Here is a 26,258-nt window from a genome sequence, read left to right as displayed (position 1 = left end):
GAGGGCCAACGTCGTCCCTCGGCACTGCACATGCCACGACGACGTTGGGAGAGCCGATGCGTTCCGCGTCCACGCACTCCGCGACCACCGGCAGCGCCACCAGCGCCGCCTGGTCGCCCATGGACGGGCGCCCCGCCCAGCAGGGGATGTACGACCCGCGTAACGAGCACGACGCCTGCGGCGTCGGCTTCGTCGCGACCCTCACCGGTGAGGCGAGCCACGCGCTGGTCGAGCAGGCCCTGACTGTTCTGCGGAACCTCGAACACCGCGGCGCCACCGGCTCCGAGCCCGACTCCGGCGACGGCGCGGGCATCCTGCTCCAGATTCCCGACGCCTTCCTGCGCGAGAACGTCTCGTTCGAGCTGCCCGAGGCCGGCGCGTACGCCGCGGGCATCGCCTTCCTCCCCTCGGACGCCGAGGAGGCCCAGGCCGCCGTCTCGAAGATCGAGACGATCGCGTCCGAGGAGGGACTGAACGTCCTCGGCTGGCGTGTCGTCCCCGTAGCCCCGCAGCTGCTCGGCAACGGCGCCCGCGCCACCATGCCCGCCTTCTCCCAGCTCTTCGTGGCCGACGGTGAGCACACCGGCCTGGCGCTGGACCGCAAGGCCTTCGTGCTGCGCAAGCGCGCCGAGCGCGAGGCCGGCGTGTACTTCCCGTCGCTGTCCGCGCGCACGATTGTGTACAAGGGCATGCTGACCACCGGGCAGCTGGAGCCGTTCTTCCCGGACCTGAGCGACCGCCGCTTCGCGACCGCCATCGCGCTGGTCCACTCGCGGTTCTCCACCAACACCTTCCCGAGCTGGCCGCTGGCCCACCCGTACCGCTTCGTCGCGCACAACGGCGAGATCAACACGGTCAAGGGCAACCGCAACTGGATGCGCGCCCGCGAGTCCCAGCTCGCCTCGAAGCTCTTCGGTGAGTCCACCGAGACGCTGGAGCGCCTGTTCCCCGTCTGCACGCCGGACGCCTCCGACTCCGCGTCCTTCGACGAGGTCCTGGAGCTGCTCCACCTCGGCGGCCGCTCGCTGCCCCACTCGGTGCTGATGATGGTCCCGGAGGCGTGGGAGAACTCCACCTCCATGGACCCGGCCCGGCGCGCGTTCTACCAGTACCACTCCACGATGATGGAGCCCTGGGACGGCCCGGCCTGCGTCACCTTCACCGACGGCACCCAGGTCGGCGCGGTCCTGGACCGCAACGGCCTGCGCCCCGGGCGTTACTGGGTCACCGACGACGGCCTCGTCGTGCTCTCCTCCGAGGTCGGCGTCCTGGACATCGACCCGGCCAAGGTCGTCCGCAAGGGCCGCCTGCAGCCCGGCCGGATGTTCCTCGTGGACACCGCCGAGCACCGCATCATCGAGGACGACGAGATCAAGGGCGCCCTCGCCGCCGAGCACCCGTACGCGGAGTGGCTGGAGGCCGGCGAGATCGAGCTCGAGGACCTCCCCGAGCGCGAGCACATCGTCCACACCCACGCCTCGGTCACCCGCCGCCAGCAGACCTTCGGCTACACCGAGGAGGAGCTGCGCGTCCTCCTCGCGCCGATGGCCAAGGCCGGTGCCGAGCCCATCGGTTCGATGGGCACCGACTCGCCGATCGCCGCGCTCTCCGAGCGCCCCCGGCTGCTCTTCGACTACTTCACCCAGCTGTTCGCGCAGGTCACCAACCCGCCGCTGGACGCCATCCGCGAGGAGCTCGTCACCTCGCTGATCTCCTCGCTCGGCCCGCAGGGCAACCTCCTGGAGCCGACCGCGGCCTCCTGCCGCAGCGTCACGCTGCCCTTCCCGGTGATCGACAACGATGAGCTGGCCAAGCTCATCCACATCAACGCCGACGGCGACATGCCGGGGATGACGGCCGTCACCCTCTCCGGCCTGTACCGCGTGCACGGCGGCGGCGAGTCCCTCGCGGCCCGGATCGACGAGATCTGCGCCGAGGCCGAGGCCGCCATCGAGGACGGCGCCCGCCTGATCGTGCTGTCCGACCGGCACTCCGACGCCGAGCACGCGCCGATCCCGTCGCTGCTGCTCACCTCCGCGGTCCACCACCACCTCATCCGTACGAAGCAGCGCACCCAGGTGGGGCTGCTCGTCGAGGCCGGTGACGTCCGCGAGGTGCACCACGTCGCGCTGCTGATCGGCTACGGCGCCGCCGCGGTCAACCCGTACCTCGCCATGGAGTCCGTCGAGGACCTGGTCCGCGCCGGCACCTTCCTGCCCGGCGTCGAGGCCGAGACCGCCATCAAGAACCTGATCAAGGCGCTCGGCAAGGGCGTCCTGAAGGTCATGTCCAAGATGGGCATCTCCACCGTCGCCTCCTACCGCGGCGCGCAGGTCTTCGAGGCGGTCGGCCTGGACGAGGCCTTCGTCGACAAGTACTTCCACGGCACCGCCACCAAGATCGGCGGCGCGGGCCTGGACGTCATCGCCAAGGAGGTCGCCCAGCGGCACGCCAAGGCGTACCCGGCCTCCGGCATCGCCCCGGCGCACCGCGCGCTGGACATCGGCGGCGAGTACCAGTGGCGCCGCGAGGGCGAGCCGCACCTGTTCGACCCGGAGACCGTCTTCCGCCTGCAGCACTCCGCGCGCTCGGGCCGGTACGACATCTTCAAGAAGTACACCGAGCGGGTGAACGAGCAGTCCGAGCGTCTGATGACGCTGCGCGGCCTGTTCGGCTTCAAGTCCGACCGCCCCTCGATCCCGATCGAGGAGGTCGAGCCGGCCAGCGAGATCGTCAAGCGGTTCTCCACCGGCGCCATGTCGTACGGCTCCATCTCGCAGGAGGCGCACGAGACCCTCGCCATCGCCATGAACCAGCTGGGCGGCAAGTCCAACACCGGTGAGGGCGGCGAGGACCCGGAGCGCCTGTACGACCCGGCGCGCCGCTCCTCCATCAAGCAGGTCGCGTCCGGCCGCTTCGGTGTGACCAGCGAGTACCTGGTCAACTCCGACGACATCCAGATCAAGATGGCCCAGGGCGCCAAGCCCGGTGAGGGCGGCCAGCTGCCCGGCCACAAGGTCTACCCGTGGGTCGCCAAGACGCGTCACTCGACGCCGGGCGTGGGCCTGATCTCCCCGCCGCCGCACCACGACATCTACTCCATCGAGGACCTGGCGCAGCTGATCCACGACCTCAAGAACGCCAACCCGCAGGCCCGCATCCACGTGAAGCTGGTCTCCGAGGTCGGCGTCGGCACGGTCGCCGCGGGTGTCTCCAAGGCGCACGCGGACGTGGTCCTGATCTCCGGCCACGACGGCGGTACGGGCGCCTCGCCGCTCACCTCGCTGAAGCACGCCGGCGGCCCCTGGGAGCTCGGCCTCGCCGAGACCCAGCAGACGCTGCTGCTCAACGGCCTGCGCGACCGCATCGTCGTACAGACCGACGGCCAGCTGAAGACCGGCCGCGACGTGGTCATCGCCGCCCTGCTGGGCGCCGAGGAGTACGGCTTCGCGACCGCCCCGCTGGTGGTCTCCGGCTGCGTCATGATGCGCGTCTGCCACCTGGACACCTGCCCGGTCGGCATCGCCACCCAGAACCCGACGCTGCGCGAGCGGTTCAGCGGCAAGGCCGAGTACGTCGTCAACTTCTTCCAGTTCATCGCCGAGGAGGTCCGCGAGCTCCTCGCGGAGCTGGGCTTCCGCACCCTGGAGGAGGCCGTCGGCCACGCCGAGCTGCTGGACACCACCCGCGCCGTGAACCACTGGAAGGCGCAGGGCCTGGACCTGGCTCCGCTGCTGCACGTGCCCGAGCTGCCCGAGGGCGCCGTCCGCCACCAGATCACCGTCCAGGACCACGGCCTGGAGAAGGCGCTGGACAACCAGCTCATCAAGCTGGCCGCCGACGCGCTCCACGCGGACACCGCGGAGGAGGCCCAGCCCGTACGGGCGCAGGTCGCCATCCGCAACATCAACCGCACGGTCGGCACCATGCTGGGCCACGAGGTGACGAAGAAGTTCGGCGGCGCGGGCCTGCCCGACGACACCATCGACATCACCTTCACCGGCTCGGCCGGCCAGTCCTTCGGCGCCTTCCTGCCGAAGGGTGTCACCCTCCGCCTGGAGGGCGACGCCAACGACTACGTCGGCAAGGGGCTCTCCGGTGGCCGCGTCATCGTCCGCCCGGACCGCGGCGCGGACCACCTGGCGGAGTACTCCACCATCGCGGGCAACACCCTCGCCTACGGCGCCACCGGCGGCGAGCTGTACCTGCGCGGCAAGGTCGGCGAGCGCTTCTGCGTCCGCAACTCCGGCGCCACGGTGGTCTCCGAGGGCGTGGGCGACCACGGCTGCGAGTACATGACCGGCGGCAACGCGGTCATCCTCGGCGAGACGGGCCGCAACTTCGCGGCCGGTATGTCCGGCGGCTTCGCGTACGTCATCGACCTCGACCCGGCCAACGTCAACAAGGAGATGACCGCCGCGGTCAACCCCTTGAACGACACCGACAAGCAGTGGCTGCACGACGTGGTGCGCCGCCACCAGGAGGAGACCGGCTCCACCGTCGCGGAGAAGCTCCTCGCAGACTGGGATGCCGCGGCCGCGCGCTTCAGCAAGGTCATCCCGCCCACGTACCAGGCAGTGCTCGCCGCCAAGGAAGCCGCCGAGCAGGCCGGACTCTCCGAGTCCGAGACCCACGAGAAGATGATGGAGGCGGCGACCAATGGCTGACCCCAAGGGCTTCCTGAACCACGACCGCGAGGTCGCCGAGACCCGTCCCGTCGAGGAGCGCGTCAAGGACTGGAACGAGGTCTACCGGCCCGGCTCCCTGCTGCCGATCATCAGCAAGCAGGCGTCGCGCTGCATGGACTGCGGCATCCCGTTCTGCCACAACGGCTGCCCGCTGGGGAACCTCATCCCCGAGTGGAACGACTACGCGTACCGCAACGACTGGGAGGCCGCGAGCGAGCGGCTGCACGCGACCAACAACTTCCCGGAGTTCACCGGCCGCCTCTGCCCCGCGCCGTGCGAGGCCGCCTGCGTGCTGGGCATCAACCAGCCGCCGGTGACCATCAAGAACGTCGAGGTCTCCATCATCGACAAGGCGTGGGACAACGGGGACGTCACCCCGCAGCCGCCCGAGCGCCTGTCCGGCAAGACCGTCGCCGTCATCGGCTCGGGCCCGGCGGGCCTGGCCGCCGCCCAGCAGCTGACCCGGGCAGGCCACACCGTCGCCGTCTACGAGCGCGCGGACCGTATCGGCGGTCTCCTCCGCTACGGCATCCCCGAGTTCAAGATGGAGAAGCGGCACATCAACCGCCGCATCGAGCAGATGCGCGCGGAGGGCACCAAGTTCCGCACCGAGGTGGAGATCGGCCGCGACATCGACGCCGCCAAGCTGCGCCGCCGGTACGACGCCGTCGTGATCGCCGCGGGCTCGACCACCTCCCGCGACCTGCCGGTGCCCGGACGTGACCTCAAGGGCATCCACTTCGCGATGGAGTACCTCCCGCTCGCGAACAAGGTGCAGGAGGGCGACCTCACCACGTCGCCGATCTCCGCCGAGGGCAAGCACGTCGTCGTCATCGGCGGCGGCGACACCGGCGCCGACTGCGTCGGCACGGCCCACCGGCAGGGCGCGCTGTCCGTCACCCAGCTGGAGATCATGCCCAAGCCGGGCGAGGAGCGGAACGAGAACCAGCCCTGGCCGACCTTCCCGATGCTCTACAAGGTCACCTCGGCCCACGAGGAGGGCGGCGAGCGGCTGTACTCCGTCTCCACCACCCACTTCGAGGGTGACGAGGACGGCAACGTCCAGTGGCTGCATCTGATCGAGGTGGAGTTCAAGGACGGCAAGCTGGAGCAGAAGCCCGGCACCGAGCGGAAGATCCCGGCCCAGCTGGTCACCCTCGCGATGGGCTTCACCGGCATCGACAAGGAGAACGGCCTCGTCGAGCAGTTCGGCGTGGACCTGGACGAGCGCGGCAACGTCGCCCGCAACGCCGACTTCGAGACCAACGTCCCCGGCGTCTTCGTCGCCGGTGACGCGGGCCGCGGCCAGTCGCTCATCGTGTGGGCCATCGCCGAGGGCCGCTCCGCGGCCAAGGGCGTGGACCGCTTCCTGACCGGCGCGTCGTCCCTGCCAGCCCCCATCAAGCCGACGGACCGCGCCCTGGCGGTGTGACGCCGGTACCGGCCTGACGGCCCCCAGATGTCCCGTACAACGGAGTACGGAACAACGCGGCGCCTGCCCCTTCCCCGACCGGTGAGGGCAGGCGCCGCACTGTGCTTTCGGGCGCGTTTCACTCGAACGTGGAAATGATCGCCTATCGTGAAATCGGAGGCTGCTGCTCTCCCTACGCTGTGCCTGAAAAGGAGGCGCGCGATGACCCTGATGCATCACGAGACGGCCGAGGACATGTCGCCGATCGACGACCCGCACGATCTGCTGCGCTTTCTGGAAGATCTCCCCGAGCTCGATCAGCTGAAGATCGAGCTCATCGACGGAAAGATCGTTATGCAGGCGTCGGCAGCCCCGTTTCACAATCAGATCGTCATGAAGCTCGGTATGCAGTTCGAGTCGCACGGCTGGACAGCGTTGCCGGATCAGGCCCTGATTTCCCCCATTTCCTCGTTCGAGCCGAAGGCGGACCTCACGGTCACCACGCCTGAGGCGATGGCCGACAACGCCAACCCGTTCCCCGCCGACCGTGTCGCCCTCGTAGTGGAGATCGTTTCCAGCGACAAGGACGTCGACTACATCAAGAAGCGTTTCTGGTACGGCATGAGCGAGATCCCGCTCTACCTCGTGATCGACCCGAACATCGGCACGTGCTCACTGCACTCGCAGCCGCACACCAACGGCTATCGGACCGTCACCACATTGGAGTTCGGCGAGCCGGTGGAGCTGCCCGAGCCGTTCGGCTTCGCCGTCGACACCTCCGCCTTCAAGCTCTACCCGCCGAAACCCTGAGGCCGCCTCAGCCCTCGTCCTCCACCAGCCGCGCAGGGAAGCCGCCCGTGGCGATCGGGCCCCAGCGGCGGGGCGTGATGCGGATGATCGACTTGCCCTGCTTGAGCATGGCCGCGCGGTACTCGTCCCAGTCCGGGTGCTCGCCGGAGATGTTGCGGAAGTACTCCACCAGCGGCTCGACCGAGTCCGGCGCGTCGATGACCTCGGCCTCGCCGTCGACCTGCACCCACGGGCCGTTCCAGTCGTCGGAGAGGACGATGACGCTGACGGACGGCGCGCGGCGGGCGTTGCGGACCTTGGCGCGCTCCGGGTACGTCGAGATCACGATCCGGCCCGAATCGTCCACACCGCAGGTCAGCGGCGAGCCCTGAGGGGTGCCGTCCGACCGGCGGGTCAGCAGGATGGCGCGGTGCCGGGGGCGGACGAACTCCAGCAGTTCGGGGAGTTCGACGGTGGTGTTGGTGGCGATGGAAGGGCTCATACCCCGGAGCCTAGGCGCTGGAGTGCGCTCGAAGCCCCACCGCCGCGACCCGCACGGCGAGGACACCCCGCGGTGGCGCCACGACAGCTGGTACGCCCCTCTTCCTCCGGCGCCCCGTACGGGACACAGTGGACGCCCCGAGGACCGACCGGCACGCCGCGCGGCGGGCGACGGACGCCTGCGCGGCCGGCCGGCCGACACGAGAGGTGAGGGCAAGGATGCGTGCATACCGCGCGGCGCACGAACAGAGCATCAGCGATCCCGACGGCTTCTGGGGAGCCGCGGCCAAGGCGGTGACCTGGACGAAGGAGCCCACCCGCGTCCTGGACGCGGACCGCCCGCCGTTCTACCGCTGGTTCCCCGACGGCGAGCTCAACACCTGCCACAACGCCCTGGACCGGCACGTCGCCGCCGGCCACGGCGACCGCACCGCGCTGATCCACGACAGCCCCGTCACCGGCACCCGGGAGCACTTCACCTACGCCGAACTCCTGGACCGCACCGCCCGGTTCGCGGGCGTCCTCCGCTCACTGGGCGTCGGCAGAGGCGACCGCGTCGTCCTCTACCTGCCGATGGTCCCGCAGGCCGTCATCGCGATGCTGGCCTGTGCCCGCCTCGGCGCCGTGCACTCCGTCGTCTTCGGCGGCTTCGCGCCCAGGGAGCTCGCCGTCCGCATCGACGACGCCCGGCCCAAGGCCGTCGTCTCCGCCTCCTGCGGCATCGAGGGCAAGCGCGTCCTCCCGTACAAGCCGATGCTCGACGAGGCACTGCGGATCGCCGAGCACGCGCCCGACCACTGCGTCATCCTGCAACGCCCCCAGGAACGCGCCGAACTGACCGACCGCGACCTGGACTGGGACGAGGCCATGGCGGCCGCCGAGCCCGCCGGCTGCGTCCCCGTCGCCGCCACCGATCCGCTCTACATCCTCTACACCTCCGGCACCACCGGCCGCCCCAAGGGAGTCGTCCGCGACAACGGCGGCCACGCCGTCGCGCTGACCTGGAGCATGGCGAACATCTTCGACATCGGCCCGGGGGACGTCTGGTGGACCGCCTCCGACGTCGGCTGGGTCGTCGGCCACTCCTACATCGTCTACGGCCCGCTGCTGACCGGCGCCACCACCGTCCTCTACGAAGGCAAGCCCGTCGGCACCCCGGACGCGGGCGCCTTCTGGCGGGTGATCGCCGAACACCGCGTCAAGGCGCTGTTCACCGCGCCCACCGCACTGCGCGCCGTCCGCAAGGAGGACCCGGAGGCGGCGCTGCTCGCCCACCACGACACGGCGTCGCTGCGTACGCTCTTCATGGCGGGGGAGCGGCTGGACCCGGGGACGTACCACTGGGCGAGCCGGGTGCTGGGCGTACCGGTGATCGACAACTGGTGGCAGACCGAGACCGGCTGGCCGATCGCCGCCAACCTGCGCGGACTGGACCCGATGCCGGTCAAGCCGGGCTCCCCGACGGTGCCGGTACCCGGCTACGACCTGCGGGTCCTGGACGAGGGCGGGGAGCCGTGCGGCCCCGGGCAGGACGGCGCGGTCGCGCTGCGGCTGCCGCTGCCGCCGGGCTCGCTGCCCACCCTCTGGAACGACGACGAGCGGTACGTCTCCTCGTACCTGTCACGGTTCCCCGGCCACTACGCGACGGGCGACGGCGGGTACGTCGACGAGGACGGGTACGTCTTCATCATGGGCCGCACGGACGACGTGATCAACGTCGCCGGGCACCGGCTGTCCTCCGGCGCGATGGAGGCCGTCCTCGCGAGCCACCCGGCGGTCTCGGAGTGCGCGGTCATCGGCGTGGCCGACGCGCTCAAGGGCCAGGTGCCGCGCGCGCTGGTGGTCCTCAAGGCGGGCGCGACGGACGACCACGACCGGGTCGCCGCCGAGCTGGTGCAGGCCGTACGCCGGGAGATCGGCGCGGTCGCAGCGCTGAAGGAAGCCGTGATCGTGCCCGCCCTGCCCAAGACCCGCTCGGGCAAGATCCTGCGCCGCAGCATGCGCGCGATCGCCGACGGCGTGGCCGAGCCGGTGCCTGCGACCGTCGAGGACCCCGCCGTCCTGGAGGCCCTGCGGCCGGTGCTCAGCCCACAGCGGAAAGACTGATCCCCGGCGGCCGGGCGCCATAGCCTCACCGCATGGGACCTCAGCAGCTCACCCCTTCGATATGGCGACTCCCCTTTCCCGTGGGCCATGTGTACGCCGTACGGCTGCCGGCCGGCGGACCTGCCGGGCGGCCCGGGTACGCCCTGGTCGACACCGGCGTACCCGGCTCGGCGCCGGCGATCCTGGCGGCGCTGGCCGAGCTCGGCGGGCGCCCCGAGGACGTCCGGCAGATCGTGCTGACCCACTCCCACCTCGACCACACCGGTTCGGCCGCCGACCTCGCGGCGGCCACCGGCGCCACCGTGCTGGCGGGCGCGCCCGACGCCCCGGTCATCCGCGGGGAGGTGCCGGAGCCGCCACCGGTCCACACGGCCACCGAACGCGTCCTGCACGAGAAGATCATGGCGGGCCTCGCGGAGTCCGGCGTCGAACCGCCCCGCCCGGTGGCGGTCGGCATCGAGCTGGCCGACGGCGACGAACTGGCGGGCTGGGGCGAGCCGGTGCACGTGCTCGCGACCCGCGGCCACACCCCCGGCGGCATCGCCCTGCACCTGCCGGAGTCCCGGGTGCTCTTCCCCGGGGACATCATCGGTACCGGGGAGGGCCGGGCGGTGCTCGGTCCCTTCAACGTCGACCGGGCGCAGGCCATCGCCTCGTTCCGGCGGCTGGCCGGGCTGGAGCGGGTCGAGGTGGTGTGCGTACCGCACGGCGACCCGATCACCGAGGACGCGGCGGCCACGCTGGCGGCGGCCACCCCCGAGACCGACTGGCTGTAGCCGTGAACTCCGGCTCTACGTGTCGCACTCCAGCTCCGTACGGCACAGCGCGCAGCGGGCGCGGAGCGGGCCGCGCACCGGCAGCCTGATGCGCTGGTGGCAGGCCGGGCACGGGAACGAGACGCGCAGCGGCCCCGGCCCGTCGAAGAGGTACCCGGCGTCCGGCGGCGGGCCGGGGGAGCGGTGCGGCACGCGCGCCGCGCGCCGGTCCTTGACGTACCGCCGCCGCGCGCCCCGGCCGGCCGCGGCCAGCGGCGGCTGCCGGGTGTCCCGCAGCGCCCGCAGCCGTCCCGCGCGGTAGGCGTCGTACGCCTGCGGGCTGGTGAACCACGGCGCCGGGTCCTCGCCGAAGAACAGCGCCCGCTTGGCGAGGACGTAACCGAACTCCTCCGGGGTGAGATAGCCCAGCTTCTGCGAGACCGCGCCGTGCTCGCGGTAGGCGTCCAGCAGCAGCCACCCGGCGCCGAGGTAGGCGGTCGCCGTGTCGGTGAGGATCTCGTTGTCGTGCGTGCCGGGGAAGGACAGGCCCAGGCGGTGCAGGTAGATGTGCATCACCTCATGGGCGAGGGCCGCCGCGATGTCCCCGCGGTGGTTGCGGAAGCGGTCGTTGAGTTCGATGAAGTACTCGGGCCCCGCGGTCAGTTCGACGTTCGAGGCGTGCCGCATCGTCCGGAACGAGACGATCATGCGGGCGTCGGGCAGCCGCAGGTGCGCCACCATCGCCCGGGCCACCCGCTGCACGCCGAGGTGCAGGTCCTCGTCCTGGCCGAACGCCGCGTCGGCGGGCGGTACGGCCGTGTCGAAGGTGCGCACGGTGTCGTAGGACATGCGGGTGTAGAGCGCGGTCACGGCCGCGCGGACGGTGTCGAGGTGCGGGTAGCCGTGCACGACCCTGTCGGCGGGGCGGGGGTCGCCGGCCGGCCTGTCCGTGCTCCCGGGGCCGCCCGGACGTCCGGTGCCTCCCACTGTCACGCGACCACTGTACGGTCGGAAGAGACCGGGCGGTATGGGGCGTACTGCGCTTGGGTACAACGCAGTTGAGCTCCCGGGCGCCCTTGTCACTCTTGTCGCTCGTTCCACATAATCGCAGGGCGCTTCACGGGCTCACCCCCACTGGGTCCGGACGCCTTTTCGTGCGCTGCCGGTTTTGCCTGTGCTTGTTTCACCTGGCGGCGGACACCGGGTCCGGTGTTGGCATGAGCTCGTCATTGACGTGCAACCCCCCACGAAAGGAAGCCCGTTGAGCTACCTGAAGCAGATCAAGAGAGCCGTCGCCGTCGGAGCCGTGGCCCTCGCGGCCGTCAGCCTCCAGCCCGGCACCGCCGGCGCCGCCACCCCCGCCCGGGACGGCGGCAACGACACCAAGGTCGTCGGTGGCACCCCCGCCGAGCAGGGTGAATTCCCCTTCATGGTGCGGCTGTCCATGGGCTGCGGCGGCGCGCTGTACGCCAAGGACATCGTGCTCACCGCCGCGCACTGCGTCGACGGCAGCGGCAAGGACAAAACCATCACGGCCACCGCCGGTGTCGTGGACCTCAAGGACCCCGCCGCCGTGAAGGTGAAGTCCACCGAGGTCCTGCAGGCTCCGGGCTACAACGGCAAGGGCAAGGACTGGGCGCTGGTCAAGCTCGCCAAGCCGATCGAGAACATACCCACCCTCAAGATCGCCGAGAACGACACCTACAACACCGGCGACTTCACCATCGCCGGCTGGGGCGCCGACAAGGAGGGCGGCTCCCAGCAGCGGTACCTCCTCAAGGCCGAGGTGCCGTTCATCGACGACGCCACCTGCGAGCAGGCCTACGGCTCCGACCTCACTCCCGGCGACGAACTGTGCGCCGGCAAGCTGGACACCGGCGGCGTGGACACCTGCCAGGGTGACTCCGGCGGCCCGATGTTCCGCAAGGACGACGCCGGCGAGTGGATCCAGGTCGGCATCGTCAGCTGGGGCGAGGGCTGCGCCCGGCCCGGCAAGCCCGGCGTCTACACCGAGGTGAGCGCCTTCGCCGCGGACATCAAGAAGGGCGCGGGCGAGCTCGGCGGCTGAGCACGCCGACGACCGGGGCGGTGCCGCGTGCGGCGGCACCGCCCTCCGTCGGTCCCGCTCCCGCCCTCCGTCGGTCCCGCTCCCGCCCTCCGTTAGTCCAAGAGCTGTCCCTCCTTTGTCCATGGGCGCACCCGTCGCACGGGCAGCACGCTGTGCGGCGACAGGCAGTGCCGGTGCGAAGGAGGACAGCGCGCGTGAACGAACTGACAGGTGCCGGGCACGGACCCAGCCGCAGGACCGTCGTCACCACCACCGCGCTCGCCGCCCTCGGCACCGCGCTGCCCCTCGGCGCCGGAACCGCGGACGCGGCACCCCGGGCAGGCGAGGCCGTACTCCGCTCCGACCGCCTCCAGGTCCGCGTCGACACCGCCTTCCCGCGCGTCATCGCGTACACCGACACCGGAACCGGCGCCGTCCTGCACGGCCAGACCGAACCGGTCACCGACGTCGTCATCGACGGCACGGCCCGCACCCCGAAGGTCACCGCGCGGCCCTCCGGCGACCGCATCGCCTACACCCTCGCCTTCGACGGCGGCACCGAGATCGGCGTGGAGATCGCGGCCGACGGATGGCAGGTCCACTGGCGCGTCACGCGCATCGCCGACACCGCCGCGCTGCGCGTCGGCACCCTCCAGATCCCCGCGCTCGCGCTGCTCAGCGTCCGCAGCGACCAGCCCGGCGCGACGCTCCTCGCGGCCCGCATCGAACTGGACAAGGCCAAGAGCGGCGACACCCTCGTCCGGGTCACCGACGGCACGCCCGCCGACGCCGCGCCCCTCGGCTGCGCGTACGCCGTGGTCGCCACCGACCGCCTGGCCGCCGCCCTGGAGACCAACACCGTGTACGACACTCCTTCCGGCGCCACCACCTGGGAGAACGGCCGGCTGTGGCGGCAGACCGTCCACCGCGACGGCTACGCCGAGGCGCGCCTGGCATGCGGCCAGTGGACCCACCGCGCGGCGACCGCTCCCGTGGACGCCACCGAGCCGCTGCCGTACGCCACCGTGATCCTCACCCGGGACCGCAACGGCGACGGCCGCGTCGACTGGCAGGACGCGGCCATCGCGATGCGCGACATCATGGTCACCCCGCTCGGCGCCGACGAACAGCACCTGCGCGTCGTCCCGCACATCCCGTTCAACTTCGCCAGCCAGGCCACCAACCCGTTCCTCGCCACCCTCGACAACGTCAAACGGATCTCCCTCGCGACGGACGGCCTGCGGCAGTTCACCCTCCTCAAGGGCTACCAGTCGGAAGGACACGACTCCGCACACCCCGACTACGGCGGCAACCACAACGAGCGGGCCGGCGGCCTCGAGGACCTCAACACCCTGGTCCGCGCCGGAAAGAAGTGGAACAGCGACTTCGCCGTCCACGTCAACGCCACCGAGTCCTACCCCGTCGCCCGCGCCTTCTCCGAGACGCTGGTCGACAAGACCGACGAACAGTGGGACTGGCTGGACCAGTCCTACCGCATCGACGCCCGCCGCGACCTGGTCTCCGGCGACATCGCGGCCCGCTTCCAGCAGCTCCGCGACGAGACCGACCCGGCCCTGAACACCCTCTACATCGACGTCTTCCGCGAGTCCGGCTGGAACTCCGACCGCCTCCAGCGCCACCTGCGCGACCAGGGCTGGCAGATCACCACGGAGTGGGGCCACGGCCTGGAACGCTCGGCCCTCTGGTCGCACTGGGCGAACGAGACCGACTACGGCGGCGACACCTCCCGCGGCATCAACAGCAAGCTGATCCGCTTCCTGCGCAACCACCAGAAGGACGTCTTCGCCGACAAGTGGCCGACGCTGCTCGGCGCACCCCGCATGGGCACCTTCGAGGGCTGGGTCGGCAAGACCGACTGGCACGCCTTCTACAAGATCATCTGGCAGGACGCGCTGCCCGCCAAGTACCTCCAGGCGTACCCGATCAGCACCTGGACCGACCACGAGATCACCTTCGAGGGCCCGGTCCGCACGGCCGTCACCGACGCCGACGGCAAGCGGCGCATCACCACCGACGGCCGCCTGGTCTACGACGACGGCAGCTACCTGCTGCCCTGGGAACCGCGCCGCGCCACCGACCCGCAGAAGCTCTACCACTACAACCCGCGGGGCGGCGCGACGACCTGGACGCTGCCACGCGGCTGGCGGGCCGGTCCGGTGTACCTCTACCGCCTCACCGACCAGGGCCGGGCCGACGAGAAGCGGCTGCCGGTCAAGAACGGCAAGGTCACCATCGACGCGGCACCCGGCGTCCCGTACGTCGTCCGCGCACGGCGCGCCGAGCCCCAGCAGGCACCCCGCTGGGGCGAGGGCACCGGCCTGGCCGACCCCGGCTTCCACTCCGGCACGCTCGACGGATGGCAGGTCAGCGGCCCGGCGACGGTACGCGCGAGCGCGCTCGGCGACTACGAGCTGGTGATCGGCGCCGGCGCCGCGGCCACGGTGTCCCGCCGCCTGGACCGCCTCGCGCCCGGTACGTACGCGGCGTCCGTACAGGTCGAGGTCGGCGCGGAGGCGGGGGAGCGGCGCCGGGCCGAGCTGGCCGTACGCACCGCCGACGGGGTCACGGCGGCCAACTGGACCGAGACCTCGACGGCAGGCAACTTCGTCGGCGCCGACCGCAAGCACGGCACCCGCTTCCAGCGGATGTTCACCCGCTTCACGGTCCCCGAGGGCGGCGGCCCCGTGACGCTGTCCCTCGAAGCGGCGGCCGGGCAGGCCCGCGTCCGCTTCGACAACCTCCGCGTCGTGCCCACCGTGCATACGACGAAGCCCGGTGCCCTGGTGTACGAGGACTTCGAGCACGTACCGCAGGGCTGGGGCGTCTTCGTGAAGGGCGACGCGGGCGGCGCGAACGACCCGCGCACCCACATCGCCCAGCGCCACGCGCCGTACACCCAGCGCGGCTGGAACGGCAAGGCCGTCGACGACGTCATCGACGGCACCCAGTCCCTGAAGTCACGCGGCGAGAACAAGGGCCTGGTCTACCGGACCGTCCCACACACCGTCCGCTTCCTCCCCGGCCGCCGCTACCGCGTCACCTTCCGGTACGAGAACGAGAAGGCCGGCCAGTACGCCTGGATCACCGCCGCCGACAGCCCGGCGGCCCGCGAACTGAGCCGCACCCCGCTCCCCGTCGCCACCGGCCCGACCGTCCACTCCTACGAATTCACCGCCCCGGAACAGGGCGAGGCGTGGGTGGGCCTGCGGAAGACCGGAAGCGACGGGAAGGCGGAATTTGTCCTGGACGGGTTCGAGGTGGTGGAGGTCCGAAGGGCGGCCCCCGCACGCTGAGGGCCGGGTGAATCCGCATGCTGAGGGCCGAGCGAAACCGCACGCTGAGGGCCGGGTGAATCCGCATGCTGAGGGCGGAGCGAATCCGCATGCTGAGGGCCGGGTGAAGGTGTGAGCGGTGCGGGTGAGCCGCACCGCTCACGGCACCAGCCGGGGAGCCTCCGCCGGGCCCCGGCCGCCTCCCTCCAGCTCCAGTACCAGCACCTCGTTCGCCCCCGCACGCAGACACGGACCCGGTACGTACAGCGCCCGCTGGGGCCCCGCCGACCAGTACCGCCCCAACGGGAAACCGCCCACCCAGACGAACCCCCGCGTCCAGCCCGGCAGTTCTAGCATCGCCTCCCCGCCCCCGCCCGTCGGCACCACGACCGTCCCCCGGTGCAGGCCCCGCGCCCCCGCCCGCCCCCGCGGCGCGTCGAACGCCAGCCCCGCCACCGCTGCCGCGTCCTCCAAAGCGTCCAGCCGCAGTCCACGCGCCCGCACACCGTGCAGGTACTGCCGCTCGTGCAGCACCCCGACCGTGATCCCCTTCGGCTCACCCAGCCGCGGCCCGTAATTGACCCGCCCCAACGACTCCACCCACAGCTCCACCTCGGCCGGCCCCGCCACCGACCCGAGCGACGCGTCCTCGTCCCCGTCTCCCAGTACGGGCCCCGGCACGCCGTCCACGAACGTCACCGCGCGGTCGCGCAGGCCGCGCACCCGGAGGTCGTACGGCTGCCGAGGTCCCGGCACCCGCACCCGGTAACGGACGAGGCCCCGGTCCACGTCCAGCTCCTCGAACGTCGGTGGCACCCCCGACCGCACCTCAGGCCCGCCCAGCCCGTCCACCACCACGTCCATCGACGCCCAGCCCGTCAGCCGCACCTCCGTCGGCGCGGCCAGCACCGGCAGCGGCGAGGGCGGCTCCGGCAACGGCCCGGCGGCGTAGGGCGCCAGCACCTCGCGGAACCGCCAGAACTTCGCGGTCGGCCGGCCACGCTCGTCCACGGGCGCGTCGTAGTCGTACGACGTCACGGTCGGCAGCAGCGCGCCGTCCTGCAGCGCACCGGACCGGTTGGCGCCCGCCCAGCCGCCGAAACTCGTCCCGCCGTGCGCCATGTAGATGTTCACCGACGCACCGCACTCCAGGATCTCCCGCAGCGCGGCCGCGGCATCCTCCGCGTCCCGGACGGCCGCGCCCGCACCCCCGTCCGGCCCGGTACTCCAGTGGGAGAACCACCCGCACCAGAACTCCATGCACATCAACGGCCCGTCCGGCCGGTGGCGGCGCAGCGTCGCGAACGCCTCCCGCGCCCCCGAACCGAAATTGACGGTCGCCGTCAGCCCCGGCACGCTCCCGCCCGTCAGCATGTGGTCCTCCGGCCCGTCGGACGTGAACAGCGGCACCGTCACCCCGAGCGCCCGCAACCGGCCCGCCAGGTGCGCGAGATAGGCCGTGTCCGACCCGTACGAGCCGTACTCGTTCTCGACCTGCACCATGATCACCGGGCCGCCGCGGTCACACTGCCGCGACACGACCTCCGGCAGCACCCCCGCCAGCCACCCGTCCACCGCCCGCAGATACCGCGGATCACGCGTCCGCACCGCCCGCCCCAGCGGCCCGGTCAGCCAGTGCGGCAGCCCCCCGTTCTCCCACTCGGCACAGATGTACGGGCCCGGACGGACGATCGCCAGCAGCCCCGCCCGCCCGACGGCGTCCAGGAACCGGCCGAGCGCCGCCAGCTCCCGGAACTCCCCGGGACGCGGCTCGTGCAGATTCCACGGGACGTACGTCTCCACGCAGTTCAGGCCCATCGCCCGCAGCATCGCCAGCCGGTGGTCCCAATGCCCCTCGTGCACCCGGAAGTAGTGCAACGCCCCCGACAGCAGCCGCACCGGCCGCCCGTCCCACTCGAACTCCCGCTCCCCGACGGCAAACCGCCGCCGCACCGCCGCGCCACCCGCCTCGCCGGCCGCCACACCACCCGTATCCTCGGTCACCCGTCGCCCTTCCCTCGCCCGGCCCGGCGGCCCACCCGGCCGCGTCGCGTCCAGCACACCCTCTGGCGGCGCGGCGGTCCATGGACAAAGATCGGCGTTGTTTGGACGGAACGTCCGCGTGCGCGGTGCGGGCGGTGCGGAGGGATGCGGAGGGATGCCGAGGGATGCGAAGGGAGAGAGGGAGGAGGGAGGAGGGCAGGACAAGGTAGTGCCGGGTGCTTGGCGGTGCCGGGTGCTTGGCGGCGCCGGGGGCAAGGTGGTGCCGAGTGCAGGGCGGTGCCAGGTAGGCAAGGTGGTGCCGGGTGCTTGGCGGCGCCGGGGGCAAGGTGGTGCCGAGTGCAGGGCGGTGCCAGGTAGGCAAGGTGGTGCCGGGTGCTTGGCGGCGCCGGGGGCAAGGTGGTGCCGAGTGCAGGGCGGTGCCAGGTAGGAAAGATGGTGTCGAGCGCAGGGCGGTGTCGAGGGCAAGGTGGCGCCGAGGGCAAAACGGTGCTGAAGGCAAGGCGGTGCTGAAGGCAAGGCGGTGCTGCAAGACAGTGCCACGCCCGCACTCCGGAGTTCCGTGCGGGCGGGCGAACGGAAAAGCAGCCCGGAACGGCGGCGGCGAACGGGAGGAGCCCTCGTGTACCACACCTGGATGCGCTACTTCACGCCGAGCCCGGTCCACCACCGGCTCGGCCTCGTCTGCCTCGGTGTCGGACTCCAGCACGGCACCCTGCCCGCCGTCGGCCCCCGCACCCTCGACCACCACGTGGCCGTCGTCATCCACGCGGGCAGCGGCTGGTACGCGACCCCCGACGGCACCCGGCACCCCGTCACGGCCCCCGCCCTCCTCTGGCTCACCCCGGGCGTCCCGCACCACTACGGCGCTGACCCGGACAGCGGCTGGGACGAGAGCTTCGTCGACTTCACCGGCCCGGCCGCCGCCACGTACACCGAACTCGGCTACATAGAACCCGCCCCCGACCACCCACTCGTCCCCCTCGCCGACACCGCCGCCGCCCGCGCCGCCGTCGGCCGCATCGCCCGCGCAGCCCGCCGCGGCAACCCCCTCCTGGAGGTCGAGACCTCCGCCGCCGTCCACGAACTGCTCGTCGCCCTGCGCCGCGCACGCGCCGACACCGATGCCGACGGCGACCCCGTCCTCCAGGCGCTCGCCCGGGACGCCTTCCTGCCGCTGTCGGTCGCCGAACACGCGGCCCGGCACGGCATGAGCCCCGCCGAACTCCGCACCGCCGTACGCCGCGGCGCCAGCTGCAGCCCCAAGGACTACCTCCTCGGCATCCGCCTCGGCCGCGCCAAGGAACTGCTCGCCGCCACCGAACTGCCGGTCGCCGCGGTGGCCCGCCGCGTCGGCTACGACGACCCGGCCTACTTCAGCCGCCTCTTCACCCGACGCGTGGGCACCGCACCGGTCCGCTTCCGCGACCAACAAGGCCGCGCGGTACCCGGCGGCTGGTCCACCAGCATTCCGGACCCGGACGACCCGCCGCTGGTCAGCGGGACGGACTGAACGGCCTCTGTCTCCCCCGCTCTTGGCCACGTACCGGACCGCCCGAGCGGCCCGGACTGCCCGGGCGGGCCGGACTGCCTGAGCGGGCCGGACTGCCTGAGCGGGCCGGACTGCCCGAGCGGGCCGGACTGCCTGAGCGGGCCGGACTGCCCGACGGCCCGGGTCCCGGCCCGGTGTCAGGGTGAGACCTCCTCCAGCGGCCGGTTCGTGGTCTCCTCGGCGAAGAACGCGGCGGCCAGCGCGCCCACCAGCGCGACCCCGCCCAGCGTGACGAACACCGCGGGAACGTGCCCGCCGCCCGCGTAGATCACACCGACCAGAACCGGGCCGAGAATCACCCCGAGCCGGTTGAGCGCACCGCCGACACTGCATCCCAACGCCCGCATACGGGTCGGGTACAGCTCGGGCGTATACAGGTACAGGCAGATGTTCGAGCCGAAGAAACACACCGCGGCGAGCGAGGTCCACACCAGTACCTGCACCGGCGTACGGGCACCGAGTGCGGCCAGCACGATCAGCAATGCCGCCGCGCCACCGAGGAAGAACACGAACACCTTGCGCCGCCCGATCCGGTCGACCGTGAGCGCGACCAGCAGACACCCCAGGAAGCCGGCGACCGAGGTGACGGTGGAGTACAGCAGCGAGTCGGACAGCGACAGCCCGTACTGCTTGCCGTAGATCGTCGGCAACCAGGAGGTGATGCCGTAGTTCACGAAGTAGCCGGTGAACCAGAGCGTCCCGATGACCAGCGTCCGACGCCGGTACCGACCGGTGAACAGCCCCTTCACCCCGATCGCGGCGGCCTCGGCGGCGGTGGGCGGGGAGACGGGCGGGGAGACGGGCGGGGCGGGGGAGAGGGAGGACACCTCCACAGGCGCTTCCCCAGCCGTTCCCGATCCCCCTCCCGTTCCCGATCCCGGTCCCATCACCACTCCGGCTTCTGCTCCCGTACCTGCTCTCACTTCCAGTGCCGCTTCCGGCCCGGCACCGACCGGCGGCAACGGGGCCCCGGTCGCCGCGACGACCTTGGTCTCGATCAGATCCATCGTCGCCGCGGCCTCCTCCAGCCGGCCGCGATCGGCGAGCCACCGCGGTGACTCGGGAACGGTGCGCTGCACGAGAATGCACAACAACCCCGGCACGGCGGCCACGACGTACATCGACCGCCACCCCAGCGCCGGCACGATCCACGCCGCGGCCAGCGCACCGATCGTGAGCCCGGCGGGGAAGACCAGTTCGTACAGCAACACGAAGCGGCCGCGCTTGAAACTGCGGGTGATCTCGCTGATGAAGGTCGCGGCGACCGGTACCTCACCTCCGATCGCCAGCCCCTGCACGAAGCGCAGCAGCATGAAGGGCGTCGGCGACGGACTCGCGGCCAGCGCGAGCGAGGCCAGTCCTGACACTCCGATGCAGAGCGCGATGATCTTCACGCGCCCGATGCGGTCCGCCATCCGCCCCGAGAAGAGCGCGCCGATCAGCATGCCCAGGGATCCGATGGTGAGGACGGCGGTGGCGTCACCGTCCGTGAGGTGCCATTCCTGGCGCAGCTCCGGCATGGCGTATGCGATCAGCAGCTGATCGAAGGCTTCGAAGAAGGTCACCACACCGATGACGATGCGGACGGTGACGTGCCAGCGGGACAGGGGGAGACGTTCGAACCGGGCGGCGATACCGGCGCGTACTGCGTCGGTGTCACGGCCCGGCGATGCGTCGAGGCTCATCCGGGATTCCTCCAGACCCGCGAAGGCGCGGGCGAGGGACGGGGGGAGGGAGAGGGGAAAAAGGGGGGCGCACGGTGTCGGCCGGGAGCTGGGGGAGTCCCGTACGTAAGCGCCAAGTGTCTTAGGGCTTAAGTTCTACCGACTCCGGGGGTGTGCAAGTCAAGGCCTCGTTGCCGTCAAAATTTTTCCGCGGCGACCCTTGCAGGCAAATACTTAAGCCCTTAGATTTCTGCCACTGAGAGAACGAGGGGACGCCGAACACCCCGAACCCCGCGCCACCGAAGCCCAGTTCCTCTCACCCACCCGCACCCCGTCCACCGAACTTCCACCGAACCCCCTGCGTCCCCACCTGGCTGCTTCCTGGCTGCTTCCTGGCTGCCTTCCTGGCTTCGCCCCGGCCGGCCCCCTGCGGCCCGGCCGCCCCGCGGGAGCACCCCGCTGCCGCCCGTACGACGGAATACCCGCCCGCCACACTCCGTGCCCCCGCGCCGCACCCAGCGATGCGACACCCAGCGATGCGACATCTGTCCCGCCGCCCCCGCGCCACCGACCCCACGCCCGCGCCACCGACCCCACGCCCGCCCCGCGGGCCCCACGCCCGCCCCGCGGGCCCCACGCCCGCCCCGCGGACTGCGCGCCCGTCCCGTGGGCCCCACGCCCGCCCCGCCGATCCCCGCGAACTCGCTGACCCCACGAACCCGCCGATGCCTGGGAACTCACCGATGACTTCGACTCCGCGCCACCCGTCCCCCGCCGCACCACCCGCCCCGAAGCATGAGGTCCCCCTCCCGAACGGCGAGGCCCTTGTGCCGGAGGACGAGGTCCCGATCCCGGAGGACGAGGTGCTGGTCGCGGGGGAGTGGCGCCAGGGCCGCGGTGGCGTGATCACTACCGTCGACCCGGCAACCGGCACCGCACTCGCCACCCTCCACGGCGCCTCGCTCGCCGACGTCGACGAGGCCGCCGAGCGCGCCGCACAGGCCGCCGCCGAGCCGGCCTGGCGCGAGCTGCCGGCCCACGAACGTGCCCGCCTGCTGCACCGCATCGCCGCCCTCGTCGAAGAGACCGCCGAAGACCTCTCAGCCCTGCAGACCGCCGACACCGGCAAGTCCCGCACCGAGACGCGCGCACTGGTGCACAGCGCCGCCGGCACCTTCCGCTACACCGCCGCCGCCCTGGAAACCGCCGAGGACACCCTCACCCCCGCCCGCGGCCCGTACGTCACGATGAGCACCCACGAACCGATCGGCGTCATCGGCGCCATCACCCCGTGGAACTCGCCCATCGCCAGCGACGCCCAGAAGTTGGCACCGGCCCTCGCCGCGGGCAACGCCGTACTCCTCAAGCCCGCCGAATGGACCCCACTGGTCTCCCTCGCCCTCGGACGCCTCATCCACCGTGCCCTGACCGAACACGGACTGCCCACCGGTCTGCTCTCCGTACTCCCCGGGCCCGGCAGTGTCATCGGCGACGCCATCGTCCGCCACCCGGCCGTCGGCAAGGTCACCTTCACCGGCGGCACCCGCACCGGCCGCATCCTCGCGCACGCCGCCGCCGACAAACTGATGCCGGTCTCCCTCGAACTCGGCGGCAAGTCGCCCACCGTCGTACTCGAGGACGCCGACCTCGAACAGGCCCTGGCCGGCGTGATGTTCGGCATCTTCTCGTCCAGCGGCCAGAGCTGCATCGCCGGCTCCCGCCTCTTCATAGCCCGCCCCCTGTACGACCACTTCCTCACCGAACTCGTCGCCCGTACGCGCAAACTCCGTATCGGCCCCGGCACCGATCCCAGCACCCAGGTCGCACCGCTGGTGCACCACGAACACCGGGACGCCGTCGCCGCCTACGTCGACCTCGCCCGCGAGGAAGGCGCCCGCGTCCTGTGCGGCGGTGCCGCCCCGGAAGGCGAGCGCTACCGCGACGGTGCGTACTACCTGCCCACCGTCCTGGACGGACTGCCCAACTCCGCCCGCACCTGCCAGGAAGAGATCTTCGGCCCCGTCCTGGTCGCCCTCCCCTTCGACGACGAGGACGACCTCGTCGCCCAGGCCAACGACACCGTGTACGGACTGGCCTGCGGCCTCTGGACGAAGGACGCCGCCCGCGCCTGGCGCCTCGCCCGCCGTATCGACGCCGGAACCGTCTGGATCAACACGTACAAGCAGTTCAGCATCTCCACCCCCTTCGGCGGCATGAAGGACAGCGGTCTCGGCCGCGAAAAGGGCCGCGACGGCATCCGCGCCCACCAACGACAGAAGTCCCTCTACTGGAACACCTCCCCCCACCCCCTCCCCTGGGCCACCTGACCCCCCTGGGCTACCTGGCCCCGGCCCTGGGTCACCTGGCCCCGGCCCTGGGCCACCTGACGCCCGGCCCCACTCCCCCCGCCCCGAGCCCGCCCCCCCCATTCGCGCCCACCCCCAATTCGCACTCACCACCGATCCGCCCCCCTCCACACCCAATCCGCACCCACCCCCGATCTGAGCCCACTTACGACCCGCACCCGCACCCGCACCCGCACCTGCTCTCGCCCCGCGCCCAGCACTCAGCCCCCGCCTACGACCCGCCCCAGCACCCAGCCCCGCCTCCGCCCGCCCCCGTACGACTGGAGACAGCGATGCCCCGCACCCCGCACCAGCCGCCGCCTCAGCCGCCCATCGCGCGCCTGCGCTCCCTGCGGTGCGTCGAACTGTTCACCCCTGCCTTCACCGAAGCCGCCGACTTCTACCAGGAGGTCTGGGGCCTGGAGACCGTCGAGGGTGACCGGAGCGCGCGCTGGCTGCGCGGCACCGGCGACGAACACCACGTCCTCCAGCTGACCCATGCCGACCGCACCGGACTCGGCAGGATCGCCTTCGCCGTCGCCACCCCCGCCGAGGTCGACGAGGCCGCCCGCCGCCTGCACGCCCGCGGCATCACTCCCGTCGTCGGTCCGGGCCCGCTGGACCAGGTGGGCGGCGGCTACGGACTCCGCTTCACCGACCCCGAGCACCGGCTCATCGAGATCAGCGCCCAGGTCGAAGCCGTCGCCCCCCGGGGCCGGGACGGTGCCGTCCCGGTCGGAGTGACCCACGCCGTGCTCAACACCACCGACATCGACGCCGCCGTCGCCTTCTACTGCGACGTCCTGGGCCTGCGGGTCTCGGACTGGTCAGAGCACCAGATGGCGTTCCTGCGCTGCAACGCGGACCACCACTGCATCGCCTTCAACCAGGCCGAGTGGGCGTCCCTCAACCACGTGGCGTACGAGATGAGTTCGGTCGACCACTTCATGCGCGGCCTGGGCCGGCTGCGCCACCACGGCATCACTCCTCAGTGGGGGCCGGGCCGGCACGGTCCCGGCAACAACACCTTCTCCTACTTCACCGACCCTTCCGGTCTCGTCTGCGAATACACCTCCGAGGTCGCCCAGATCGTCGAGGACGCCTGGATCGCCCGCGTCTGGCGCCGTGTCCCGGAGCTGTCCGACCTGTGGGGCACCGCGGGACCACCGTCCCCGGAGATCCGCTCCCATATGGCCGGGCACCCCGACCCCGGCCCGCTCACCCAGCCGGCCCCGCAGGAGATCCCCGCATGACCGACCAGACCACCACCGCGCCGCCGACCGCGCCGCACACCTCCTTGACCAGCACCTCCTCCTCCCCTTACGCGACCACCGTCACCCCCGTGCCTGCCTCCATCCCCGCCTCCAGCAGTTCCAGCTCCGCCCCCTCACCCACTCCTCGCCCCTCTTCGCCGTCCTCTCCCGCTCCCCGCAAAGTCGGCCTCGTCGGTTGGGGCGCCATCGGCCGCATCGTGGGCACCGCGCTCGCCGAAGGCGGTGTCCCCGGTGCCGAACTGGTCTGCGTCGTCGACAATCGTGCTCTCGGTGACGCCCCCGCTCCTCAGCTCTCCTTCGAGGACGCCCTCGACCGCTGCGATCTGATCGTCGAAGCGGCGGGTCAGGGAGTCGTCCGGGAGTGGGGCGAACGTGTCCTGCGCTCCGGCACCGACCTCCTCATCGCCTCCACCGGCGCGCTCACCGACGAAACCCTCGCCGCTTCCCTTCTTGCCGCCGGCCCGGGGCGGGTGTACTTCACCGGCGGCGCCGTCGGCGGCCTCGACCTGCTCCAGGCCGTACGGTCCCTCGGCCCCCTGACGGACGTCACCCTCACCACCACCAAGCTGCCCGGCACCCTCGAACAGCCGTGGATGAGCGAGGACTTGCTGCACCGGATGCGCACGGCCTCCGGCCCGGTCGAGGTCATGCGCGGCACCGCCCGCGACGTACCGGTGAAGTTCCCGAAGTCCACCAACGTCGCCGCCTCCGTCGCGCTGGCCGTCGGCGACCTCGACGCCGTACGTGTTCATGTCGTCGCCGATCCGGCGGCCCAGCACACCCGGCATGTCATCGAGGCGTCCGGCAGTCACGGCGTCTACCGCTTCGAGGTGCAGCACCTTCCCGACCCGGGCAATCCCGCCACCAGCCAGGTCGTGCCGTATGCGGTACTGCGCAGTCTCGGTGCGCTGTCCGGCCGGAGGGGACAGATCCTGTGACCACCTCCGCTCGTGCCGACCTCCCTTCTGCTCCGCCTTCTCCGTCCTCTCCGTCCTCCTCACCTTTCTCCTCTCCTGTGTCTTCGCCCTATGACCTCGCCGGGCTCCACGTGGAGGAAGCCGGGAACAGCGGTCCCGCGCTGCTGTGTCTGCACGGGATCGGCTCCTCCTCCGCCGCATTCGCGCCGCAGCTCGCCACACTGAGCCGGTACGTGCGTGTGGTGGCCTGGGACGCGCCGGGTTACGCCAAGTCCGCCGACCCGACGGGCCCGTTCACGCTCGACGATTTCGCTGACACCGCCGCTGCGCTCATCCGGCAGCGTGGTGGGCGCGCCCATGTGCTCGGTGTCTCCTGGGGTGGGGTGATCGCGTTGCGGCTCGCCGCTCGCCACCCCGAACTCGTCTCCTCCCTGATCGTCGCCGATTCCAGTGCCGGCTCGGGTACCGATCCGGCGAAGGCCGAGGCGATGCGGGCCCGCGCCGGTGAGCTGGCCGAGCTCGGGCCGCGTCGCTTCGCCGAGCGGCGTGGTCCGCGGCTGGTCTCCGAAGCCGCTCCCGACGCTCTTGTCCAGCGGGTCACCGAGACCATGGCCCGTTCTCTGCGGCTGCCCGGCTACCGCTACGCCACCGAGTCCATGGCCGCCACCGACCTGCGTATCGCCGATCTTTCCGCTGTCACCGCGCCCACGCTCGTGCTGTGCGGGGACCGGGACCGGGTCACCGGGATCGAAGCGAGCCAGATGCTCACAGCAGACCTCCATTCCTCCGTGTACGTGATCGTCAAAGACGCCGGTCACCTCGCGAACCAGGAACAGCCCGAGGCCTTCGACGCGTGGGTTCTCGCCCACCTCCGAATCACAGCAGGAATCGCCGAAGGCTGTTGAGGACTGTCCA

The 26,258-nt window shown here is 71.7% G+C and carries 16 protein-coding genes; 12 read left to right on the top strand and 4 right to left on the bottom strand.

Translation table 11 applies throughout. From position 1 onward, the window contains the following. Positions 1–56: 56 nt before the first annotated feature. From gltB to AAC944_RS10495, 3 genes are all read left to right on the top strand, one after another. Complete coding sequence (gene gltB / locus AAC944_RS10505; protein ID WP_051871895.1) at positions 57–4,667, top strand: glutamate synthase large subunit; 4,611 nt, start codon at positions 57–59, stop codon at positions 4,665–4,667. Further along, a complete protein-coding gene (locus tag AAC944_RS10500) occupies positions 4,660–6,120 on the top strand; it encodes a glutamate synthase subunit beta (RefSeq protein WP_030616966.1) in 1,461 nt (486 codons plus the stop codon). Before gltB ends, AAC944_RS10500 begins: the two co-directional genes overlap by 8 nt. Positions 6,121–6,321: 201 nt before the next feature. Continuing rightward, a complete protein-coding gene (locus AAC944_RS10495) occupies positions 6,322–6,909 on the top strand; it encodes a Uma2 family endonuclease (protein WP_051871896.1) in 588 nt (195 codons plus the stop codon). Between the two features lie 7 nt (positions 6,910–6,916). On the opposite strand, the gene AAC944_RS10490 is transcribed toward AAC944_RS10495, so the two are convergent. Then, positions 6,917–7,390: a PPOX class F420-dependent oxidoreductase gene (locus AAC944_RS10490; protein WP_030616972.1), complete on the bottom strand. Its 474-nt coding sequence runs from the start codon at positions 7,388–7,390 to the stop codon at positions 6,917–6,919. A 206-nt stretch (positions 7,391–7,596) separates the two neighbouring features. Between AAC944_RS10490 and AAC944_RS10485 the strand changes: the two genes are divergently transcribed. Together AAC944_RS10485 and AAC944_RS10480 are read left to right on the top strand one after the other, a co-directional pair. After that, positions 7,597–9,495, top strand: coding sequence for a propionyl-CoA synthetase (locus AAC944_RS10485; protein WP_368397111.1), 1,899 nt, complete (start codon positions 7,597–7,599; stop codon positions 9,493–9,495). A gap of 32 nt (positions 9,496–9,527) precedes the next feature. Then, positions 9,528–10,271 (top strand): MBL fold metallo-hydrolase, encoded by a 744-nt coding sequence (locus AAC944_RS10480; RefSeq protein WP_030616979.1) that lies wholly within the window; start codon positions 9,528–9,530, stop codon positions 10,269–10,271. Between the two features lie 15 nt (positions 10,272–10,286). Here the strand turns inward: AAC944_RS10480 and AAC944_RS10475 are convergent, their stop codons facing one another. Beyond that, complete coding sequence (locus AAC944_RS10475; protein ID WP_030616982.1) at positions 10,287–11,159, bottom strand: hypothetical protein; 873 nt, start codon at positions 11,157–11,159, stop codon at positions 10,287–10,289. Between the two features lie 352 nt (positions 11,160–11,511). Between AAC944_RS10475 and AAC944_RS10470 the strand changes: the two genes are divergently transcribed. Beyond that, positions 11,512–12,318: a S1 family peptidase gene (locus AAC944_RS10470; RefSeq protein ID WP_030616985.1), complete on the top strand. Its 807-nt coding sequence runs from the start codon at positions 11,512–11,514 to the stop codon at positions 12,316–12,318. Positions 12,319–12,512: 194 nt separating this feature from the next. After that, positions 12,513–15,611 (top strand): endo-alpha-N-acetylgalactosaminidase family protein, encoded by a 3,099-nt coding sequence (locus tag AAC944_RS10465; RefSeq protein ID WP_078888644.1) that lies wholly within the window; start codon positions 12,513–12,515, stop codon positions 15,609–15,611. 138 nt (positions 15,612–15,749) lie between these two features. Here AAC944_RS10465 and AAC944_RS10460 read toward each other — a convergent pair whose 3' ends face one another. Beyond that, positions 15,750–17,543 (bottom strand): beta-galactosidase, encoded by a 1,794-nt coding sequence (locus tag AAC944_RS10460; protein WP_030616992.1) that lies wholly within the window; start codon positions 17,541–17,543, stop codon positions 15,750–15,752. A gap of 670 nt (positions 17,544–18,213) precedes the next feature. Between AAC944_RS10460 and AAC944_RS10455 the strand changes: the two genes are divergently transcribed. Then, complete coding sequence (locus AAC944_RS10455; RefSeq protein ID WP_030616995.1) at positions 18,214–19,104, top strand: helix-turn-helix domain-containing protein; 891 nt, start codon at positions 18,214–18,216, stop codon at positions 19,102–19,104. A gap of 176 nt (positions 19,105–19,280) precedes the next feature. Here AAC944_RS10455 and AAC944_RS10450 read toward each other — a convergent pair whose 3' ends face one another. Continuing rightward, a complete protein-coding gene (locus AAC944_RS10450) occupies positions 19,281–20,828 on the bottom strand; it encodes an MFS transporter (protein ID WP_030616998.1) in 1,548 nt (515 codons plus the stop codon). Positions 20,829–21,655: 827 nt separating this feature from the next. On the opposite strand from AAC944_RS10450, the gene AAC944_RS10445 reads away from it, so the two are divergent. The 4 genes from AAC944_RS10445 to AAC944_RS10430 all read left to right on the top strand — a co-directional run bounded on the left by AAC944_RS10445 (position 21,656) and on the right by AAC944_RS10430 (position 26,248). Further along, entirely contained in the window at positions 21,656–23,134 is a 1,479-nt protein-coding gene (locus tag AAC944_RS10445) for an aldehyde dehydrogenase (protein ID WP_368397258.1), read from the top strand. 311 nt (positions 23,135–23,445) lie between these two features. Continuing rightward, entirely contained in the window at positions 23,446–24,405 is a 960-nt protein-coding gene (locus AAC944_RS10440; protein ID WP_030624758.1) for a VOC family protein, read from the top strand. Beyond that, entirely contained in the window at positions 24,402–25,364 is a 963-nt protein-coding gene (locus AAC944_RS10435; protein ID WP_078888993.1) for an aspartate dehydrogenase domain-containing protein, read from the top strand. Before AAC944_RS10440 ends, AAC944_RS10435 begins: the two co-directional genes overlap by 4 nt. Positions 25,365–25,441: 77 nt before the next feature. Then, on the top strand, positions 25,442–26,248 hold the full coding sequence (locus tag AAC944_RS10430; RefSeq protein ID WP_030624752.1) for an alpha/beta fold hydrolase: 807 nt from the start codon (positions 25,442–25,444) through the stop codon (positions 26,246–26,248). The last annotated feature ends 10 nt before the right edge of the window (positions 26,249–26,258 follow it).

Origin of the sequence: Streptomyces sclerotialus, from assembly GCF_040907265.1 — a bacterium.
GTDB classification, from domain to species: domain Bacteria; phylum Actinomycetota; class Actinomycetes; order Streptomycetales; family Streptomycetaceae; genus Streptomyces; species Streptomyces sclerotialus.
The sequence above is the reverse complement of the archived record's forward strand: the minus strand, read 5'-3'. Positions and strand labels throughout refer to the sequence as shown.

Coding starts and splice junctions, on each gene's coding strand:
- AAC944_RS10435 (WP_078888993.1), top strand. CDS start 24,402: ATGACCGACCAGACCACCACCGCGCCGCCGACCGCGCCGCACACCTCC.
- AAC944_RS10450 (WP_030616998.1), bottom strand. CDS start 20,828: ATGAGCCTCGACGCATCGCCGGGCCGTGACACCGACGCAGTACGCGCC.
- AAC944_RS10440 (WP_030624758.1), top strand. CDS start 23,446: ATGCCCCGCACCCCGCACCAGCCGCCGCCTCAGCCGCCCATCGCGCGC.
- AAC944_RS10480 (WP_030616979.1), top strand. CDS start 9,528: ATGGGACCTCAGCAGCTCACCCCTTCGATATGGCGACTCCCCTTTCCC.
- AAC944_RS10500 (WP_030616966.1), top strand. CDS start 4,660: ATGGCTGACCCCAAGGGCTTCCTGAACCACGACCGCGAGGTCGCCGAG.
- AAC944_RS10490 (WP_030616972.1), bottom strand. CDS start 7,390: ATGAGCCCTTCCATCGCCACCAACACCACCGTCGAACTCCCCGAACTG.
- gltB (WP_051871895.1), top strand. CDS start 57: ATGCGTTCCGCGTCCACGCACTCCGCGACCACCGGCAGCGCCACCAGC.
- AAC944_RS10495 (WP_051871896.1), top strand. CDS start 6,322: ATGACCCTGATGCATCACGAGACGGCCGAGGACATGTCGCCGATCGAC.